The sequence below is a fragment of the Steroidobacter sp. genome (genome assembly GCF_016790065.1).
Classification (GTDB): Bacteria; Pseudomonadota; Gammaproteobacteria; order Steroidobacterales; family Steroidobacteraceae; genus Steroidobacter.
This window is the reverse complement of sequence record NZ_JAEUPY010000875.1, coordinates 1-20021: the sequence shown is the minus strand read 5'-3', so window position 1 is coordinate 20021 and position 20021 is coordinate 1. Positions and strand designations below refer to the sequence as shown.

General features: G+C 60.8%; 13 protein-coding genes. 12 read left to right on the top strand and 1 reads right to left on the bottom strand.

The features are described from left to right. From JNL55_RS35150 to JNL55_RS35115, 8 genes are all read left to right on the top strand, one after another. On the top strand, positions 1-1543 hold a 1543-nt coding region (locus tag JNL55_RS35150; RefSeq protein WP_293865989.1), incomplete at its 5' end, for a TonB-dependent receptor domain-containing protein. Between the two features lie 15 nt (positions 1544-1558). Then, on the top strand, positions 1559-2503 hold the full coding sequence (locus JNL55_RS35145) for an MBL fold metallo-hydrolase (protein ID WP_293865986.1): 945 nt from the start codon (positions 1559-1561) through the stop codon (positions 2501-2503). A gap of 126 nt (positions 2504-2629) precedes the next feature. Further along, positions 2630-3115 carry an RNA polymerase sigma factor gene (locus tag JNL55_RS35140; RefSeq protein ID WP_293865983.1) on the top strand — a complete coding sequence of 162 codons (486 nt, stop codon included), beginning with the start codon at positions 2630-2632 and terminating at the stop codon, positions 3113-3115. After that, complete coding sequence (locus JNL55_RS35135) at positions 3112-4095, top strand: FecR family protein (protein WP_293865980.1); 984 nt, start codon at positions 3112-3114, stop codon at positions 4093-4095. Before JNL55_RS35140 ends, JNL55_RS35135 begins: the two co-directional genes overlap by 4 nt. A gap of 85 nt (positions 4096-4180) precedes the next feature. Further along, positions 4181-6607, top strand: coding sequence for a TonB-dependent receptor domain-containing protein (locus tag JNL55_RS35130; RefSeq protein ID WP_293865977.1), 2427 nt, complete (start codon positions 4181-4183; stop codon positions 6605-6607). Continuing rightward, on the top strand, positions 6608-8755 hold the full coding sequence (locus tag JNL55_RS35125) for a S9 family peptidase (RefSeq protein ID WP_293865974.1): 2148 nt from the start codon (positions 6608-6610) through the stop codon (positions 8753-8755). Positions 8756-8884: 129 nt separating this feature from the next. Beyond that, on the top strand, positions 8885-11215 hold the full coding sequence (locus JNL55_RS35120; RefSeq protein WP_293865971.1) for a penicillin acylase family protein: 2331 nt from the start codon (positions 8885-8887) through the stop codon (positions 11213-11215). Between the two features lie 116 nt (positions 11216-11331). Next, positions 11332-12357 carry a threonine/serine dehydratase gene (locus JNL55_RS35115; protein WP_293865968.1) on the top strand — a complete coding sequence of 342 codons (1026 nt, stop codon included), beginning with the start codon at positions 11332-11334 and terminating at the stop codon, positions 12355-12357. Here JNL55_RS35115 and JNL55_RS35110 read toward each other — a convergent pair. After that, positions 12354-12743, bottom strand: a complete 390-nt coding sequence (locus JNL55_RS35110; protein ID WP_293865965.1) for a hypothetical protein — start codon at positions 12741-12743, stop codon at positions 12354-12356. The two genes, JNL55_RS35115 and JNL55_RS35110, sit on opposite strands and share 4 nt — an antisense overlap. A gap of 263 nt (positions 12744-13006) precedes the next feature. On the opposite strand from JNL55_RS35110, the gene JNL55_RS35105 reads away from it, so the two are divergent. The 4 genes from JNL55_RS35105 to JNL55_RS35090 form a co-directional block, all read left to right on the top strand. After that, complete coding sequence (locus JNL55_RS35105) at positions 13007-13549, top strand: RNA polymerase sigma factor (RefSeq protein WP_293865962.1); 543 nt, start codon at positions 13007-13009, stop codon at positions 13547-13549. Positions 13550-13555: 6 nt separating this feature from the next. After that, positions 13556-14644 carry a FecR family protein gene (locus tag JNL55_RS35100; protein WP_293865959.1) on the top strand — a complete coding sequence of 363 codons (1089 nt, stop codon included), beginning with the start codon at positions 13556-13558 and terminating at the stop codon, positions 14642-14644. 61 nt (positions 14645-14705) lie between these two features. Continuing rightward, positions 14706-17390 (top strand): TonB-dependent receptor domain-containing protein, encoded by a 2685-nt coding sequence (locus JNL55_RS35095; RefSeq protein WP_293865956.1) that lies wholly within the window; start codon positions 14706-14708, stop codon positions 17388-17390. Positions 17391-17396: 6 nt separating this feature from the next. Continuing rightward, positions 17397-20021 (top strand): CocE/NonD family hydrolase (locus JNL55_RS35090; RefSeq protein ID WP_293865953.1); only part of this gene is annotated, 2625 nt, incomplete at its 3' end.

The following is a 20021-nucleotide window of genomic DNA, read 5'->3' as shown; positions in this document are numbered from 1 at the left end:
TGCGCTGGTCGACTTGCCCAACGACTGGCAGCTGGAAAGCGACTACACCCTGACTCGCAACCAGAGCACCTTCTCGAGTTTCGGACTGCACACGCAAAATCTGCCGGCGGCGATCAACGCGGGCACGGTGGATCCGTTTGTCGACACGCTGGCGAATCCTCTGAACATGGCGTTCTACGGCGGCGCTTATGGCGGTGACTTTCCGTCGCGACTAGGCAACGTCGCACTTCGGGTTGCGGGGCCCCTCGGACATCTGCCGGCCGGCAGACCGACGCTCACCATCGGGTTGGAGCACCGTAAGGAGAGCCTGGATGCCGGTGACTATTACTGGGCGTTCCCGCAGTTTCCAAGCAGGAATGTGCAGCGCGATTACCTGCCCAAATCTCAGCGAGTGTTGAGTGCCTATGCTGAGATGAAAGTGCCGCTGGTCTCGGCGGCAAACAGTCTGCCGCTGGTGCGAGAACTGGATTTGCAGATCTCGGGTCGTAGCGAACGATTCAAAGTGGCCACCGGCACGGCGTTCGTGAGCAGCCCGACCGAACCGGTGACCGAGAATGAGGCCAGCTTCAGTGCTACCAGCCCAACGATCGGTGTGCGCTTCAAGCCGTTCGAACAGCTGATGCTGCGGGCCAGTTACGCGACCGGATTTCTGCCGCCGGACTATGTGCAATTCCTGGCGCCGACGCTCGGCGGCGGTTTTGTGTCGGGGCCCGGGTCGCTGACCAGCGTGGTCGATCCACGGCGGGGCAACGAAGTGGTGGCGACGCAATTCATGGCGGGTGGCAACCCGAACATCGAGCCGCAGAACTCGACGAGTTGGAGCGTTGGCGCGGTGTGGACGCCGCAGTACCTCAAAGGTCTGCGCGCCAACTTGGAGTGGTATCGGCTCACCCTGAAAGATGTGGCGCTGACACCCACTGCACAACAGATCGTCGATCTGGAAAGCCAGTTTCAGGGCCGCATACAACGCGATGCTGTGGCTCCAGGAGATCCGTATGGCGTCGGTCGTATCAATCTGGTCGATTACAGCCTGATCAATGCGGCGAGCACCAAAACCGAGGGCCTGGATATGTCAATCGCCTATCGCTTCGGCATCGGCAGCTTGGGGTCGCTGGAGTTTTCCGGCATCGGCACGGTCATCAAGCATTTCCAGCGCCAGACCACGCTGGGCGGTCCGATGGTCGATATCGTCAACCAGGTGGCCAACGGCGGCCCGCTGCAACGAAAAGGTAACCTGAGCCTGAGCTGGTGGCGCGAAGCGTGGCAGGTGGACTGGACCCTGACTCATTTCGGCTCCTATCGGCAATCCGACAATCCCGCTTTCGTGTTGGCGCAAGGATCCCGAAGCATTCCGAGCCAGAGCTACCACGACCTGGTGGTCAAGTATGACTGGGATGCCGGACTGACAGTGCAGGTCGGCGTCAGCAACGTATTCAATGATGTTCCGCCGCTGGACGTGTTCTACGACAGGACCAGTTACTACAGCCCGTTCGGCGATGCTCGCCTGCGCGAGTATTGGCTGTCGCTGAACCAACGATTCTGAGTGCGGCAATCACCCATGAATATTTGTGGTCGTGGAGTCTGCAAGATCGCGCTCGCCTTCGGTTGGCTGCTGCTGGTCGGTAGTCGGATGTGCTCGGCGCAGGAACTACAGATGAGGTACCTGGGCGTCGCGGGTTGGGAAATCAGGTCGGGCCATACCGTGGTGCTGATCGATCCCTATCTCACCCGGCTCGAGTTCGATAGTGAGCAGATCGAACAGGATGCGAAGAAGTACTTTGCTTCCTACTATCCGTCGCCGGACACCGCTGCGATCGACCGGCAGATCACGCGGGCGGACTTCATCCTGGTGCATCACGCGCACGCCGACCACATTCTGGATGTTCCCTATATCGCCAAGAAGACTGGCGCAAAGGTGATCGGCACCGAAAGCTCGATGAATATACTGCGAGCGCACGGTGTCGCGGAAAACCAGCTGTATACGGTCCAAGGAGGCGAGGACTATCAGTTCGAGGGCTTCTCACTCAGAGTGATTCGTTCCTTGCATTCGCCGCTGCATGCCAAGACCTACTTCGATTCCAGGCGATACACGCATGCGCCCGCTGTTCCGTTGAACTACTCGGACTTCATCGAAGGCGGGTCGCTGATGTTTCTGTGTCGTTTCGCCGGAACACAAATCATGACGATGGGCTCGATGAACTTCATCGAGGGGGAGTTGCAGGGCATGAAGCCCGATATTCTGCTGGCGGGCGCCGGTGCCACTCGGACCGAGATCTACCAGTACGCCGAGCGCCTGCTCAGGGCGACCGGTTACCCGAGCATCGTCATGCCGGCACATTGGGATAACGCCGACTACACGGACCAGCAGGCCCAGGCTCAGGCCATCAAGGAGCGGGTCGAGCCGTTCCGGAAGGAAGTCGCGGCGGCTTCGCCCAGATCGAAGTTCGTCGTGCCCAAACACATGAAAACGATGATCGTCACTGGCGGCGCGGTCGAGCAATAGCGGGCCATTTATAGTAGATGCGCCAGCGCTCGGAAACCTCAATACTATTTTCAGGGCGCCTGGTTCGAGCCATTAATTGCCCGGCGAAGGTTGCGGTCGAGCAGGCGTGCATGCCATCTTCCCGGCATGGAAGGCGTGCGCCTGCTGCTGTCGAAAATGCGTCGACTCTTGATGAGTCGCGGGCGTGCGGGCGATGAGATCGATGACTTGATGCAGGAAGCCTTCTTGCGCCTGCAGGTGTATTGCCGGGATCGAGTGGTACAGAACACCGAAGCGTTTCTGATTCGCACGGTGTTGAACCTGTCGGCCGAGCACGGGCGCAAGGTGCGAGCCGAGCGCTTGTCGGACGATGAAGAGGCGATGACCACCGTCATCGATCCGACGCCTGCGGTGGACGAAATCTACGCCGCGCAACAGCGGCTACTGCGCTTCAAGGAAGGCTTGCAGCGGTTGCATCCCAAGTCGCGGGAAGCCTTTCTCATGCATCGCATGGACGGCATGAGCTACGTGCAAATCGCCGAAGAATTCGGTGTGACGGTCAGCATGGTCGAGAAACACATCGCACGGGCGTCGTTTTTCCTCAGGGACTGGATGACGAGGGGCGGCCAATGAATCAGCCCGCGACCGACTCGCCATCGCCGGCGGTGCTCATGGCGCGTGCCGAAGCGGCTGCGTGGATCACTCGCTTGCATGGCCCGAACCGCAGCGATGAGATGGAGGAGGGCTTTCGCCGTTGGCTGGCGAGCAGTCCAGAGAACGCTGCCGAGTTCGAAGGCTTGAACGAGGTCTGGGACTTTTCCGTGCAACGCGCGGCCGTGCAAGGCGTGCCCCGTCTGCAACGCTGGCACATGCCTCGTCCCAAGTCTCGCTGGGCGCAAGCCGCCGTACTGGCCATGATCTTCGTGTTCGGCGCGCTAGCCGTATCTTTCGGCACGCGCGGCGTCTCCTACAGTACCGCTATTGGCGAGCAACGGTTGGTGCTGCTGCCCGATGGCAGCAAGGTTTCGATGAACTCGGACACCTTGGTGCGAGTGAAGTATGAAAAATCACGCCGTCGTCTAGTGCTCGAGCGTGGCGAGGCATATTTCGAAGTCAGCAAAGACGCGCACCGGCCGTTTGCGGTGATCGCGGGTTCGCGCGAAGTCGTGGCACTAGGTACGTCGTTCGTCGTGCGCTACGAACGCGATCGGACCGCAGTGACGCTAATGGAAGGAAAAGTCACGGTGGGTGCTCGCACCGACGGACTCGCCGCGATTGCCAGCTCTGATCCACCAGCTCGAATTCTTCAACCTGGCGAGCGTTTGGTGTTGACCGAACGCGGCGGCGAACACAAAGACCGTCCGGATCTGGGGGCGGTTGTCGCCTGGCGACGAGGCGAAGTGCTGCTCGAGGACACTCCTTTGCAGCAGGCCGTTGCGGAGATGAATCGCTACGACAAGGCGCAAATCGTCATCGACAGCGACTCGGTGGCGACGCTGAATGTCAGCGGTCTCTATCACACGGGCGACAATCGCGGCTTCGCTGCGGCCGTGGCGAAAATGCATGGACTGCAAGTCGTGGAGCGCGAGGAGCGCTTGCACTTACAAAAATAGTATTGAGGTTTCGTTGCTCCCCATCCATCTACTAGACAGCTACTAGATGAATCTGCGGTCGATAATAATTCAGGGAGCCCACCTCATGTCCGTGCCGCGTTCAGGTCTCGCGCTGGTTGCCTGTTGTGCAATGTTGGCTGTGCCGCCGCTGGTGTCGGCCGAGCCGCAAGCCACCTACGAGTTCGTGTTGCCGTCGCAGCCGCTGGTCGATGCGTTGCGTGCCATTGCCCGTCAGACCGGCACCAATGTGTTGTACAACTTGCGAGACCTGAAGGGCATCGATGCGCCTGCGTTGCGTGGCCAGTTGACGACGGTCGACGCTATCGAGCGCGTGTTAGCCGGCACTCGTTTGCAAGCGCTGCAGGCTGCGCCCACCACTGTCATCGTTCAGCCGATCGATACTGAGCGAGCCTCGGACGCAGCGGTATCGCAAACGATGGAGACGACCTCGACGACTTCTGAATATCCACTGCGCATTGCGCAAGCAGCTTCGACACAGCAGCGTGAGCCGTTGCGACTGGCGCAGGCGAGTGCACCTGCCTCTGGCTCCGAAACGTTCGAAGAGTTGGAGGAGGTGGTGGTGATGTCGCAGAAGCTGGCGCGTACCATCGAGCAAACCAGCACTAGCGTCGCGGTGTTCACCAGCAAGGACCTGGAGCGCTTGCCCGGCTTGTCGTCGGCCGACGATATCCTGAGCCGAATTGCGAACGTGGTGAACTCCGGCACCAACAATCTGATGCCTGCGGTGCGTGGCGTTGATTCCACCGGGCCGGCGCAAGGCCGAGATGCGTTCCTCGCGGGTTCGCGAGCGCGGTTATCGATCCAGGTCGACGGCCGGCCGCTGGGCTACAACGAATCGTCGTTCGGCGATAGCGGGTTGTGGGATGTGCAACAGGTCGAAGTGCTCCGCGGTCCGCAAAGCACCTTGCAAGGTCGCAATGCCGTGGCCGGCACGGTGGCCATCAAGACCAAGGATCCGACCTTTGATTTTCAATCTGGCGTGCGTTTGATCGGCGGCAACTTCGATGCTCGCCAAGGTTCGGTGTACATCTCCGGACCGGTGGTCGATGACACATTGGCGTTCCGCGTTGCTTACGACTATGCAGAGCGCGACAGCTTCCTGGAAGTGCTGCCGTACGCGGGTGTGGAAGAGCCGCAGAAATTCTCGTGGAATTCGGTGCGCGCCAAGTTGTTGCACAAGCCCGCGTCGTTACCTCAGCTCACCAATATCCTGACGCTGGCGCATTCGGAGTACCAAGCGCCGCAGGCGGAAACTTCGTCCTATCCGTTCAGTGCCGATGTGAGCGCCAACGATCCCGATCCGGTGTTCGCGCCACGCACCACCAACGCGACATTGCAAACCACCTGGCAGCACTCGGACAGTCTGCTGTTCGAAAGCACGCTGGCCTACTCGGATTGGTCGGTGTCACGGCGCACCTTGCCGTTCTTCGGCAATCTGACCATCGAAGGTACGGAGCTGGTCGTTGAGCCTCGCCTGCGCTTTGGCACGGCGGACAGCCGTCTACAGGGATTGCTGGGGATTTTCTTCTATCGGGCCGATCAAGATGAAGTGATCGACATCGCCGGCGGCGGCACCTTCGACGACCGAACCACCACGTCGGCGGCCTTTGCCGAGTTCACTTACAAACTCACCGATCGCTTCGACGTGACGTTCGGCGGTCGTTTCGAGAGCGAACATCGCGAGCGCCATGGCCAGGCGTTCTTCAGGATCGACCTGGATGACACCTACGACGTCTTCATGCCCAAGCTGGGACTGGCCTATCGCCTCGACAATGATGTGACTATCGGTGCGGTTGTCAGCCGAGGCTATAACGGCGGCGGCGCGGCATTGCCGGACGAAGCACCGTTCCAGAGCTATGCCTACGATCCTGAGTATGTGTGGACGTATGAAGCCTACACACGTGCTCGCGTACTGGATCGTCGTTTGTTGCTCACGGCGAACGTATTCTTTTCCGATTACAAGGACTACCAGCTGCCGTTCGATCTGAATCCGGATCCGGCGGTGTACTCGTTCATCATCTTGAACGGCGAAGAAGTGCAGACCTACGGCATGGAGCTCGGTGCGCGCTGGCAGGCGGCTACCAATCTCGAACTGTTCGCTGACGTGGGCGTGCTCAAGGCCGAGGTGACCAAGTATCCCGGCAATAGCATCGAAGGTAATGAACTGGCTCGCTCGCCCAAGTTCTCCGGCCAAGCGGGTATCTATTACGGAGGGCAGACCGGCGTCAATGTGAGCTTCGATGCTCACTACTCGGGGCGCTACTTCTCGGACATCACCAACTTCGCCGGCGAGCGCGTAGATGCGTTCTGGATGGCCAATGCGCAGCTCGGCTATGGGTTCGGCAAATGGCGCGTCTTTGGCTCGGTGAGAAATGTTTTCGACGAGCGGACTCCGCTGCTGTACTTCCTGGGCGATCCGTCCCCGGACACTGATGCGGCTGTGATGTCGCAGCCACGCACGTACCGCGTCGGAGTGAGTGTCGATTTCTAAATGAACTCTCGAAGAGATCTATTGCGCGCGGCTGGTGCGCTGGCCGCTAGCGCTGTGTTGTGCCCGGATGCAGCGTTCGCCACTCCTTCGATTCAGGCCCCTCGTGCCAAGAAGATCCCCAGGCGGATCGAACAGCTAGGGCGCGTGAGGGTCGACGACTACGCTTGGATGCGCGATCCGAACTGGAGCAATGTGCTGCGTAACCCGGCAGCGCTGCGCCCGGACATTCGTGCGCACTTGTTGGCAGAGAACGCGTACAGCGACTCGATGTTGAGAGCTACCGAGCCAGCGCAAGCGGCGCTGTTCGAGAGCATGAAGTCGCGGCTTGCGCCAACCGATACCGCGCTACCTGTTACTGACGGTCCTTGGGAATACTTCGAGCGATTCGCACCGGGCGCACAACATCCTGAGTTTCTGCGTCGACGGATCGGTCGTGCCGAGGCAGAGTTGCTTTTCGATGCTCAGGCGCGCTCGCGGGATTCATCTTATCTGCGGGTCTATCGGACGGAGCACAGCCGCGACCATAGTTTGTTCGCTTGGACCGAAGACACTCAGGGTGCGGAGTTCTTTCGACTGCAGGTGAAGGATCTGAGCACCGGACGCCTGATGCCAGCACCGCCGGAGCAATGCTCGGCGCATTTCACGCTGTCGCCGGACTCGCAGTGGATTTTCTGGATCTGGCGCAATGAGCACGGTCATGCCACGCGCGTCTATCGTCGCCCTGCGCGCGGCGGGGCGGACGTGTTGGTCTACGAGGAACGCGATCCTGGCTTCAACCTGAGCATCACTCGCACCGCCTCGAACGCGTTCATCGTGATTCGCGCCGCCAACGATGCGATGGACGAGTCATGGCTGATTCCTGCCACCGACCCGATCGCGGCGCCGGTCGTGGTCCAGCCACGCACGCCTGGACTGCAATATCGAGTCGAACATTGGAACGGCAAGTTGATCGTGCTCACCGACGCCGATGGAGCGCTCGACTATAAGCTGATGACTACGGACGTCTCATCGCCCGCACGTCAATACTGGCGTGAATGGATTCCGGCGCGGCCGGGGACGATGATTCTCGATGTCTTAGTGCTGCGTGATTGGCTGGTGAGGCTGGAGCGGGTCGATGCGAGCGTTCGTTTGGTCATCCGTGGACTGGGCGAAGAGCCCGAGCGGTTGATCGAGTTCGATGAAGACTGTTTCACCTTGGCGGTGGAACCGGGCCTCGACTACGCGGCCTCGGTGCTCAGAGTCGTTTACCAATCGCCCACCACGCCGCCGCAGTGGTTCGACTGTGACTTAGGAACCGGCGCTCGCGTGCTGCGTAAATCGCAGGAAGTGCCGGGTGGTTACGATCGATCTCGTTACAGTGCCAAGCGGTTGTTCGCGAAGGCCGCGGACGGCGAACAGGTGCCGATCACGTTTATTTCCAAAGCAGACGCGCCTCGCGACGGCTCGGTACCGACATTGATCGTGGGCTATGGCGCCTACGGATCGACCATGGAGCCGACGTTCGATGTCGCTGCACTGACCTTGGTTGACCGCGGATGGGCGGTGGCTCTGGCGCATACGCGCGGCGGAACGGAGAAGGGCACAGCTTGGCATCGTGCCGGACGTCATCTGCACAAGAAGAACACCTTCAGTGACTTCGTCGCGTGCGCCGAGCATCTGCGACAGCAGCGTTTCAGTGGTAGCCTTGTGGCGCAGGGAGGCTCGGCGGGCGGACTGTTGATGGGCGCGATTGCCAATCTGCGCCCGGACCTGTTCACCGCCGTGATCGCGCAAGTCCCGTTCATGGATATCTTGAACACCCAGAGCGATCTGAGCTTGCCACTGACGCAGCCTGAGATACCCGAGTGGGGCAATCCCGCCGCGGTCAGCGCCGACTACGACTACATAGCAAGCTACGCTCCCTACGAAAACATCGCCTCGAAGCCGTACCCCACGGTGCTGGCGACGGCGTCCATTTCAGATCGGCGTGTACCCTATTGGGAAGCAGCGAAATGGGTGGCACGGCTGCGGGAGCGCAGTACCAGCGGCCGACCGGTGTTGCTTCGGATGCGCATGGAAAGCGGGGGTCATGGGCTGGCCGGTCGCTTCGGCGAGCTGCAGGAGATGGCTTTTCTTTATGCCTTCGCCGAGTGGGCGATTCGGCGCTGACGCTGCGGCGAGGACCGGCAGAGGTCCTGTCAAACTCGAAAGAAAATCTGTAAATATCGTAAACCCGGCGGGCGACGCCGGGCTATGCTCTGCCGGATCCGAAGCGCCTAGCCCTATACGAGAATCCCGATGAAGCTTACCGGTATCGCTTGCTGTGTCGGCCTGTTGATCTGTCATGGCGCACTGGCGAGCTCGCCCCAGTACTCGGCGGAAGTGCGCCGGACGTCGTTTGGCATTCCGCATGTGAAAGCCAACAACGAAGCCGGCCTGGGCTATGGCATCGGCTATGCCTACGCGCAGGACAACTTCTGCATGTTCCAGGAGGCCTTCCTCACTGTGAATGGCGAACGCTCCCGCTATTTCGGACCCGACGCGGTGGGCGGCCCGGACTTCGACTCCGGCTCCATCAATCAGTCCAATCTGCGATCGGATTTTTTCTTTCGGCTGCTGAATGCTCCCGCGGAGGTGGATGCGGCCTGGCGAGCGCAGCCGGTGCCTGTCAAAGCTCTACTGCGTGGTTACGCGGCGGGATTCAATCGCTTCCTGGCGGAGGCGAGCAAGCAGCCGTTACCTGCGGAGTGTCGTGACGCGCCGTGGGTACGGAAGATCGATGAGCGCGACCTGATCAAGTTCGTTCGTCGGCTGTCGGTGGAAGGCGGCGCATTGTCGAATATGAAGGCGCTGCTGGATGCGGCTCCGCCAGTGGCCGGCGCGGTGAGTGCAACGAATGTAGCCGACGCGTACGAGTGGGTCTCTTGGGCGGATCGGCGCGAGTTTGTGGGCAGCAACGGCGTGGCTTTGGGCAAGGAGGTCACAGAGCATGGCCGCGGCATCCTGCTCGGCAATCCTCACTATCCCTGGTATGGCTCGTTACGGTTTTATCAGTTGCACCTGACCATTCCCGGCAAGCTCGACGTGATGGGCGCGTCGCTGGGCGGATTTCCAGTCGTTCACATCGGCTTCAATTCGCAAGTGGCCTGGACGCACACGGTCAACACGTCACAACATTTCACGATACGCGCGCTGCGACTCGATCCTAGCGATGCCACCCGTTACTTCGTTGACGGCAAGGCACAGCGCCTGCGCAAGCAAACCGTCACTGTCGATGTCAAAGACAGCACCGGAGCGATCGTGAAACGCTCGCACGACTTCTGGATCTCCAACTACGGCCCGTTGCTGGTCCGTCCGGGATTGGCTTGGAGCGCGCAGACGGCGTACGCGCTGGACGATCCGAACTGGAACAACGACCGCCTGCTGCGGACCTGGCATGCCATGAACCAGTCGCAGTCGCTCGACGAATTTCAGGAGGCCATCACGTCGCAGGTCGGGCTTCCCTGGGTCAACACACTGGCGGCGGACCGGCAGGGCGAGACGCTCTACACCGACGTGACTGTCGTGCCGCGCCTCACGCAGGCCAAGCAAGATGCCTGTATCGATGCCGCACATCGCGACTTGATGAAGACTGGGTTGTATGTGTTGAACAGCACTGCCGCTTGCGACTTGAAGCCCGGCTCGTGGCGTGGCAGCACGGGTATTTTCGCCGGCAACGAATTGCCCGTCCTGCGGCGCACGGACTACGTGCAGAACTCCAACGACAGCGCCTGGCTGACCAATCCGGCAGCGCTGCTGACAGGGTTCGCCCCCGTCGTCAGTGCGCAGGACTATCAGCAGAACGATCGCACGCGTATCGGTATCAGCCAGATTCAAGCGCGGCTGGCGGGCACGGATGGCTTGCCTGGCAAACGCTTCGATGCGCGCAAGCTGCGGCAGATCGCCTTCAACAATCGCTCCTATCTCGGCAGTCTGTTGCGAGATGACCTGCTGCAAATTTGTAGCGACGCGAGTCCCATCGTGGTCGGCGACAACACTGTGGATGCTCAGCAGGCATGCGCAATCATTCGTGGCTGGGACGGCTATGCCAACGTCGACAGCACCGGCTTTCCGCTGGCACGCGCCTGGATGGTCAATCTGTCCCGGCACAATGAAATCTGGGCAACGCCGTTTTCGGCGAGCGATCCGGTCAACACGCCGCGGGGTATTAAAATCAGCGATCCCGCCGTGCTGCGTACCGCGCGTGAGGCCTTGGCAAATGCAGTGCTCGAGCTGCGGACGAAAGGCGTGGATGCTTCGCGTCCCTGGGGTGAGATTCAGTTCATCGAGCGTAACGGCCGCCGTATCCCTGTCCCCGGTGGCGCGGTGTACAACGCGATCTCCGGCACGATGGCTGATGGCGCTGTGAGAGTGCGGGCGGGTTCGAGCTACATCCAAATCGTGTCCTTCGAGGCCGATGGTCCACGGGCCGAGGCGTTGCTGACCTATTCGCAGTCCACCGATCCAGCCTCGGCGCATTTTGCCGATCAGGCACCGCTGTTCGCCGAATCGAAGTGGCAGACACTGCCGTTCACCGATGCGCAGATCGAGCGCGATCCGCAGTATCGCAGTCAGATCATTACCCAGTAGACCCAGCCGCTCAGGCGATGCGAGTTACGTTTCACGAGAAAGGTAAATGATGCAACGGGGTGAGCAGTAATGGCATGATCGCGGCTCGGTCGAGCCGCAATGTAGTGACGACTAAAATGACGATTCAAACGACGAATCAAATGACCCAGGGCGACTTCATTGCTGAGTCGTTGCTACGTTCCGCGGCCAACGTGGTCGCCAAAGTCGCTGTGCGCACGCCGTTGCTCGAATCTCCCATGCTCAATGAGCGATTGGGCCGGCGGGTGTTGCTGAAACTGGAGTGCTTACAGCGCACCGGCGCATTCAAGTTCCGCGGCGCTTACCACAAACTAGCTTCGTTGACCGAGGAACAGCGCCGAAGCGGCGTCGTAGCCACCTCTTCGGGAAATCATGCGCAGGCGCTCGCGGCGGCGGGCAAGTTGCTCGGCAGCCCGGTGACGCTGGCGATGCCGCTCGACTCACCAGCCTTCAAGGTGGCCCGAGTGCGGGCGCATGGCGCGTCCATCGTTCACTACGACCGCTATCGGGACGATGAAAAGGCAGTGGGCTTGGAGCTGGCGCGAGAACGCAAAGCCGTCATGGTGCATCCGTTCGATGATCCGCACATCATCGCCGGTCAGGGCACGGTGGGGTTGGAGTTGTTCGAACAGGCTGAGCGACTCGACGCTCGTATCGAGCGAGTGCTCGTGCCGTGCGGTGGCGGTGGCTTGACTGCCGGTGTCGCGCTCGCTGCGCATTACATCAGCTCGCACACCAAAGTCTGCACCGTCGAGCCCGAGCACTATGACGATACCGCCCGTTCGTTGCAGGCCGGACAGATTCTGTCGAACGCGATGGCAGCAGCGCGGCCGACACTCTGCGACGCGCTGATGGTGGCTCAGCCCGGTGTGCAGACCTTCGAGATCAATCGACGCCTGGTCTCGGAGGCTTTCGTGGTACCCGACTCGCTGGTGCTCGAAGCCATGCGGCTGCTCACCACCGAATTGCGGCTCATCGTCGAGCCCGCCGGCGCCATCGGCTTGGCGGCGCTGTTGGGCGGGCTGGTGCCCTCGGGCAAGGGCTGCGTTGCCGTCATTATTTCTGGCGGCAACGTGGCACTGGAACGCTTGGCCGGGCTCACGCCCGAGACGCCTGCCGCTTAGGGAATTTCCAACTGCGGGCAAGTCGGCATCAGTTCGTACATGGCCTTATGCGAGCCCGACAAAGCAAAGCGGGCCGGCTTGCCGTCGACAGTCACGACGGCGTGGTAGGCGAGCGCTGCACGCTTGGAAAGCACGCGAGCCGGTTCGCCACGTAACACCAGCGTTGCTTGCTCGACATTCCATTGCGATTGCTCGGTGGGCTCTTTGTCGAAGGCGATGGCGACCGAGCGGATCTGTCCTTCGGCTTCCTTCAGGCCGGACACACGCAGTCCCGACAGCACGTTCTGGCCATCGCATTGAAAGAACCACGACGCTCCTTCGCCGTTGACGCCAACCGCGGTCGCCCGGCTGCCGGGGCCGTAGGGCGCGACTGAACTCCACTGCACTGGGCTGGACGAGCAGCCGGCTACGCCTAGGGCAGCGCAAGCCACGGCAATCGAAGCGAGTCGGCAAGGGAATGGGAACGTGCGCATCTTGAGGGGTCTCCAGAAAGTGCGCGGGACGCTAACAAAGCGCCACCGGCGTAACCGTCGCAATCGGACGAGGGGTTGTCTCGATCAGGCCAACCCGGCCGCTGGCCAAAAGGTAGTTGAATTTCGGCCTGGACCCGTCTTCTATAGATGAGCGCCCTGATTCGAGGGCGGCGCCCGTGCGAACCGAGGTCGCGTCCGAGGTGAAGGTCCCTTCCACGAACGACAATTGGCTGATCCGGCTGGTCGAGGAGTCCGGCCCGGCGCTATTGCGGTTCATCGGGCGGCGGTTGACCAGCCGAGCGGAGATCGAGGACCTGGCGCAGGAGGTCTACATGCGGCTGATGCGCGTGGAGGACACCGGCGCCATTCGCGATCCGCGTGCTTTTACCCTGCGAGTGGCGGCCAACGTCGTTTACGAATGGCGCATGGCGGCCCGCAATCGTTTCGAGCATACCAACGACGCGGTGGAAGGCGTCGACGAGCAGTTGGATCCGTATCGACACCTGTTGCAGGCCGACGAGAAGCGCCGGCTGACGCAGGCCCTGGACCAGCTGAGTCCCATGCAGCGAACCATCGTCCTGCTGCATCGGCGGGACGGTATGACCTATGCGGAAATCGCCAAGCACGTCGGCTTGTCGGTTGCGATGGTCAACAAGCATCTGTCCCGCGCGCTCGCGATCTGTAAGGAATCGCTGGCGCCGCCGGACGTGCGTGAGTAGCCGGACATGAAGGAACCTAGAGATAAGACAGCACGAGCCATTGGTGAGGTGGCGTCGGAATGGGTCGTGAAGATGCATGCAGCGGACGTGTCCGATGCGGATGCGCGTGCCTTCATGGAATGGTTGCGTCGCTCGCCGCAGCACGTGGCGGAATATTTGCACGCCGAAAAAGTGTTCTTCGTGCTCGAAGGCGCCGCGCGAGAGGACGCCACCGATGTAGCAGCGCTACTTCGCGAGCATGGATCGAACATCGTCGAATTGCAGCAGGCCGACGCCGCGCCCGAGCTTGTCATTCCATCGCAGCCGTCGACGGACAGAAGTCGTTCCCGATGGTTCGCGGCTGCAGCCGCTGTCGTCGCGACGGTGGGCGTCTCACTCTTCGCGGTGCATACATGGCGTAGCGCCGATACGTTTGCCACCGGCACCGGTGAACAACGACGCATCGTGCTCGATGACGGCTCGACCGTCGACTTGAATACTCGGTCGAGCGTCAAAGTGCATTTCACCGACGCCACCCGGCGCATCGAACTCGCCGAGGGCGAGGCTTTTTTCAGCGTGGCCAAGGACCCAGGGCGGCCATTCATCGTCAGCACTGGCACCGCCGAAGTCCGCGCCGTCGGCACGCAGTTCAATGTGTATCGTCAGCAGACGCGTGCTGTCGTAACTGTGGTTGAAGGGAAGGTCGCAGTGACGGCGAACGATGCCGCCGTCAGTGATCAACGCTTGATACCTACGGTCGATCCGGCGCCGATAGAAATCAGTGCCGGCGAAGAGGTGGCGGTGGACTTGAATCGCGCCGGCAGTGCAATCGCCACGCCGCCAGCCAACAGCAACACTCGCGTGGCCACCGCGTGGCGACAGCGCCGTTTGATATTCGAGAACCAGACGCTGAGCGAAGTGGCGAGCGAATTCAATCGTTACAACCGTCGGAAGTTCGTCGTCGAGGATGCGCAGTTGGGCGCTGAGCTCATCAGCGGCGTGTTCGATGCGGATCGTCCCGATGATTTGGTGAGCTTTCTGGAAGGTCAGGGCAACGTGCGAGTACAACGCGGCGCGGCCGATGAATTCATCGTGACGCGCGCCGAGGGTATCTGAAATTTCGGGCCAGGCAGTCTTATTGAATGGGGGATACAAATAGACGTCCGGGGAGCCCATTGTGAAAGTTCGCACGCGCCTTCTGCCCACCTTCAGCTTGCCCACTTGCGCTTTGTTGTTCGCTTCGTTGCCGGCACACGCCGCTGAAGCGTATCAACTGTCGATTCCAGCGCAGCCGCTCACCAAAGCGTTGCAGGCATTCGCTACACAGTCCGGTCTATCGCTGGTTCACTATTCGAAGGTCACAGAGGCGCGCATGTCGCCGGCGCTCGAAGGCGCGTACACGCCTGAACAAGCGTTGGTGCTGCTGCTCAAGGACTCGGGGTTGAGATTCGTTTATCTCAACGACCGCACCATCGAGATTCGTGCTGCTCGCGACGAGCGCAGCGGTCGGGTGGAAACCACATCCGGCGCACCTGGCACTCAAACCAACTCGTCGTTCGTGTTGGCACAATCCGTTACGCCACTACCGCTGGCCGCGCAGGCGAGTTCGAGCGCTGCCGTCGCCCCGAACTCGAGTGCAAGTGACGAGAAGGTCGAGTTGGAAACGATCACAGTCACGGCGACTCGGCGCGCTGAGAGCATTCTCGATGTGCCAGTGAGCATCACGGCGCTCAGCGGCGATGTCATCGAAGCACGCGGCATCAAGGGCATGGGCGACTATCTGTCTACGGTGCCCGGCGTCAGCTTCATCGAATCGAACTCCACCAGCCACGCGGTGGTGATTCGTGGCATCAGCACCAGTCCAGTGTCTGAAAACTTCGGCGCCGGTACCACGGTTGCCACTTATTTTGGCGAGACCCCGATCACCAATTCCGCCGGTCTGCTCGGCGGCAGCGGTGTCGATGTCAAACTCGTAGACATTGAACGGGTGGAAGTGCTGCGTGGTCCGCAAGGCACGGCATTCGGTAACTCGTCGCTGGGTGGCGCAGTCCGCACGATCCCGAAGGCGCCGCGGCTCGACAATTACGAAGGCGCGGTCACTGCCAACTACTCGAAAACCGCCCGTGAAGGTAGCGACAACCAAGTGATGCAAGGCGTGTTCAATGCGCCGCTTATTCAGGATCGCTTGGCGTTGCGCGTCGTGGGCTTCAAGTACATCACTAGCGGCATGTATCAGAACCTGGCGGGCGACGATCCGGTGTTGCAGGAATATGCCGCGTCGCTCGGTCCTAAGGCTCTATCGCGTGCTACGAACTCGAACGACATGGGCCGCGAGCAGCACATCGGCGGCCGCGCTGCATTGTTGTTCCAGGCCACTGATGCATTGAAGTTGACGCTGACCTATCACTATCAAGAGTCGGAACAGGATGGTGGTAGCTTCTCCAACGGTTTCGGCAGCGGCTTCGGCTATTCATCTTTCAAGAGCGCGCCGGACCGCGGACGTCGTGGCGCACAGGATGCCGCCATCGACAATCGCGTCGGCATCGCCAACCTGACGGCGGAGTATGCGTTCGGTTGGGCCGATCTCGTAGTGTCGTTGTCGCGAGTGGATTCCGAAACCGCGTGGTCGTTCGGTGCAGGTCTCGAAGCACCTTACGACAACACCGCCAAGAGCCCGCACGATGCGTTCACCGGTGAGGCTCGGCTAGTTTCCAAGCTCGACGGCCCCGTGCAATTCATTGCCGGCGTGTTCCACGAAAAGCTCGAAGACTACGACGGCGAGACCTACGGCTCGCTGGAAATACCGGCACTCAATCCGTACGGCGATGGCGTGAACCCGATTCTCGGCATCTACAACACCGACCGTGAGCTGACTCAGAAGGCCGTGTTCGGCGAAGTGTCCTACGACATCCTGCCAAACCTGACGGTGCGCGGTGGTGTGCGTGTTTATGAGTTCGAGCGCAAGGTGCTCACCGAAAGCAGCGGCTGGTTCTTCGGCACCGAGCTGGATGATTTCAACGTCAATCAGGTGGACTTGAGCAAGTCGCGCGAATCGTACATGGCCAACGTCACGTACAAGCCGACCGAATCGACCATGATTTACGCCAGCTGGTCGCAAGGTTTCCGTCTCGGCCGTCCGGCGCCAGGCTTGCTGCCCGCTGTGTGCGACACGGATAGCGACGGTTTGGTCGACGACAGTGACATCAGCATTGCTTCGACGCGGGTCATCGACTCCGACACGCTCGACAACTATGAGGCGGGTTTCAAGCAGCAGTTGCTTGGCGGTCGTATGGCGTTCGACGTGAGCGTGTACCGCATCGACTGGAACGGTTTGCCCACCAATGCCATTGCGACCTGCGGCGAAGCGACGTACGGCTATGTAGCCAATGCCGGTGAAGCTCGCTCGCAAGGTGCGGAGTTCCAGTTGAGCTATCGAGTCACTCCGGAGTTACAAGTGGATCTCGGCGGCTCGTTCACGGATGCGGAGCTGACCAACGATGTGCCGGCGCTCGGCGCCGAGAAGGGCGACCGATTGCCGGCCTCGCCACGCTGGATTGCGAGCCTCGGCATTCAACAAGGCTTCTTGCTGGGAGCTTTCAAGAGTTTTGTGCGCGCCGATGCGGCTTACCGTGGCACGTTCTACGGCGATCTGGCGCAGACACCGCTCACCAAGGCCGGTGGCTATGTGCGCGTCGACGCTAGAGCTGGCACGCAGATCAGCAACGTGAGCGTCGAGCTGTTCGTGCAAAACCTCACCAACGAAGAAGACTACGTGTGGCGCGGCGTGAGCAACTTCGATAACGGCTTCGGCCAGATCATGCGTCCGCGGACTGTCGGTGTGCAGCTCGGCTACACGTTCTAGCCGCCGATGAAACAACTGATAGCGATCGTCATGGCGGTGGCCTGTGCCACCGCCGCCGGGAACGTGTTTGCCGATGAAGCGCGACGGCGCGCGGTAGACGTCATTTTTCAGTCGTATGAGCAGCCGGGAACGCCGGGCGTTTCGGTGGGCGTCTACCATCGAGGCCGCGTCGACGTGCTCGCTGGCTACGGCATGGCGGACCTGGAGCAGGGCGTTCGCATCACGCCGAAAACCCGCTTCCATGTGGCCAGTGTTTCCAAACAGTTCGCGGCTTATGCCGTGGCACTGCTCGAACGCGATGGGCGGCTCAAAGTTACCGACGATGTGCGGCGTTGGCTGCCCTATGTGCCGGACTTCGGCCGGCCGATGCAGATTCAGCACCTGATCCATCACACCAACGGCCTGCGGGATCAGTGGGCGTTGTTTCAGCTGGGCGGGCTCGACTACAGCGGCGTGCTGTATCAGCAGCAAGTTGTCAGCATCGTCGCGAGACAGCGCGGGCTCAACTTTCCGGTCGGCACCGAGCATTCCTATACGAACACCGGCTACACGTTGCTGGCGGAGATCGTAAAAGAGGCGTCCGGGAAATCGTTTCGCAGCTTCACCGATGAGCGCATCTTCAAGCCGCTTGGCATGAATCGCTCGTTCTTTGTCGACGATCTCACCGAGGTGATTCCGGAGCGCGCCCATTCGTACGCAAATTACAGCGGCAAACGCTGGCAGCGAGAGCCGCTGAATTTCGAAACCTACGGTGCCACCAGCCTGCTTACCACCGCCGAGGATTTATTGAAGTGGACCGGCAATCTGGCGCGCCCTGTAGTCGGTGATGCCGACCTCAACAAGCAGATCATGACACTGGGCAAGCTCGACGACGGCGCGACTATCAACTACGCCTACGGCTTGCGGCGTGAGCCGTTCGCTGGGCACATGGCTATGGTTCACACCGGTCATGATGCTGGCTTCAACTCCGTGTTTGCCTACTTCCCCGATTCAGACTTCGCGGTGGTGCTGTTGGCGAATCAGCCGGCGAGATTGTTTGCTCATCTAGAAGCGTTAGTGCGGCTGTATATCGGCGAGGGTAGGGAACCGGCGCCGGGTAATTCTCCGCCGTCGGTTTCGCCGTCCCCGCAGCTTCTGCAGGAGCTGCAGGGGCATTACATCGCGGACTACGGCGCGTTGGTCTCGCTCGATCTGATCAAAGGCGAGCTGATCTGGAATGCGCGTTCGGCGTCGGATGACCGTCCCGGCCAGAAGCTCATCTTTCGCACTGACGGAACCTTCGATATCGGCGGCCGCACTCGCGGCTTCAACTTCTATCGCGTGCGCCGAGATTCAGCCGGACGCGTCGATGGCTTCGACAGGATTTCCAACGTGGGCGGGCAGAAGGTGATGCCATACAGGCAGGCCGTGCCTGCCAAGCCCACGGCGGCGCAAGTACAGGAGTTTGCCGGCGATTACTACAGTGCCGAGGTCGATGCGACGTATTCATTCTCGGTCGAGGATGGGGCGCTCACTGCCCGGTCGATCTGGCTCAAGGCACCGATTCGATTCACGCCCAGCGTTGCAGATCGCTTTGATTCAGGCGAGGGGTTGTTACCGACCTTGATCTTCGAGCGTGATGCGGATGGCAAACCGCAGCGTGTGCGGATCCAGGACGAATACGTTCGCAATATGGTGCTCGAGCGGCGCCCGGACAATCTGGAACAGATCGGCAAACAGGCGGGCGAGTATCTTCGCCGGCATTACACGCGTCACGAGTTCGACATCCCGATGCGCGACGGCGTGAACCTGTTCACTGTTGCCTACGTGCCTCGCGATGAGACTCAGAAGCACGGCATCTTGCTCGAACGCACGCCCTACGGCATAGGTGTACGAGGCGAGACAAAGTTTCTTACGCCAATCGGTGGACCCTTGTTCCACTACGCACGCGAGAATTTCATTTTCGTGTATCAGGACGTGCGTGGGCGGTACAACTCCGGCGGTGAGTTCATGCACGTGCGGCCGTATCGCGTGGGCAAGCGGGCCAAAGAGATCGACGAGAGCACGGACAGCTACGACACCATCGATTGGCTGGTCAAGAAGCTGCCCAACAACAATGGGCGCGCTTGCATGCTCGGCATTTCGTATGCGGGGTTTTATAGCGCCCTTGGTGCCATCGATGCGCACCCGGCGTTGAAGTGCGTCTCGCCACAAGCGCCGGCGATCGACTGGTACATGGGCGATGACTTTCGTCGGAATGGCGCGTTCGCCTTGTTGCATGCGTGGCGGTTCTTCACCGGCTTCGATGCTGAGCCACCGCGGCCCGTCACCGATGACGCTTACTCGTATTTTCTGCGCGCCGGCTCGCTCTCCACCCTCAGCGGGGGCGACTTCAAGGAGCGTGATCCATTCTGGAAGCAGCTCGTGGCCCACGATGCCTATGATGAGTTCTGGCAGTCGCGGGATCTTCGACGGCATGTCGGCAAGCCTCGACCCGCTGTGCTCACGGTGGGCGGCTGGTTCGATGCCGAGAATCTGCATGGGCCGCTGAATTTCTATCGAACCCTGCAACGTAACGGGGCGACGTCGAATTCACTGGTCATGGGGCCGTGGGCGCATGGTGAATGGTCGTGGACCGACGGTAGCCGGCTC

Bases quoted from the DNA above. Each gene is read 5' to 3' on its own strand.
- JNL55_RS35145 (WP_293865986.1), top strand. From the start codon at position 1,559: ATGAATATTTGTGGTCGTGGAGTCTGCAAGATCGCGCTCGCCTTCGGT.
- JNL55_RS35140 (WP_293865983.1), top strand. From the start codon at position 2,630: ATGGAAGGCGTGCGCCTGCTGCTGTCGAAAATGCGTCGACTCTTGATG.
- JNL55_RS35135 (WP_293865980.1), top strand. From the start codon at position 3,112: ATGAATCAGCCCGCGACCGACTCGCCATCGCCGGCGGTGCTCATGGCG.
- JNL55_RS35130 (WP_293865977.1), top strand. From the start codon at position 4,181: ATGTCCGTGCCGCGTTCAGGTCTCGCGCTGGTTGCCTGTTGTGCAATG.
- JNL55_RS35125 (WP_293865974.1), top strand. From the start codon at position 6,608: ATGAACTCTCGAAGAGATCTATTGCGCGCGGCTGGTGCGCTGGCCGCT.
- JNL55_RS35120 (WP_293865971.1), top strand. From the start codon at position 8,885: ATGAAGCTTACCGGTATCGCTTGCTGTGTCGGCCTGTTGATCTGTCAT.
- JNL55_RS35115 (WP_293865968.1), top strand. From the start codon at position 11,332: ATGACGATTCAAACGACGAATCAAATGACCCAGGGCGACTTCATTGCT.
- JNL55_RS35100 (WP_293865959.1), top strand. From the start codon at position 13,556: ATGAAGGAACCTAGAGATAAGACAGCACGAGCCATTGGTGAGGTGGCG.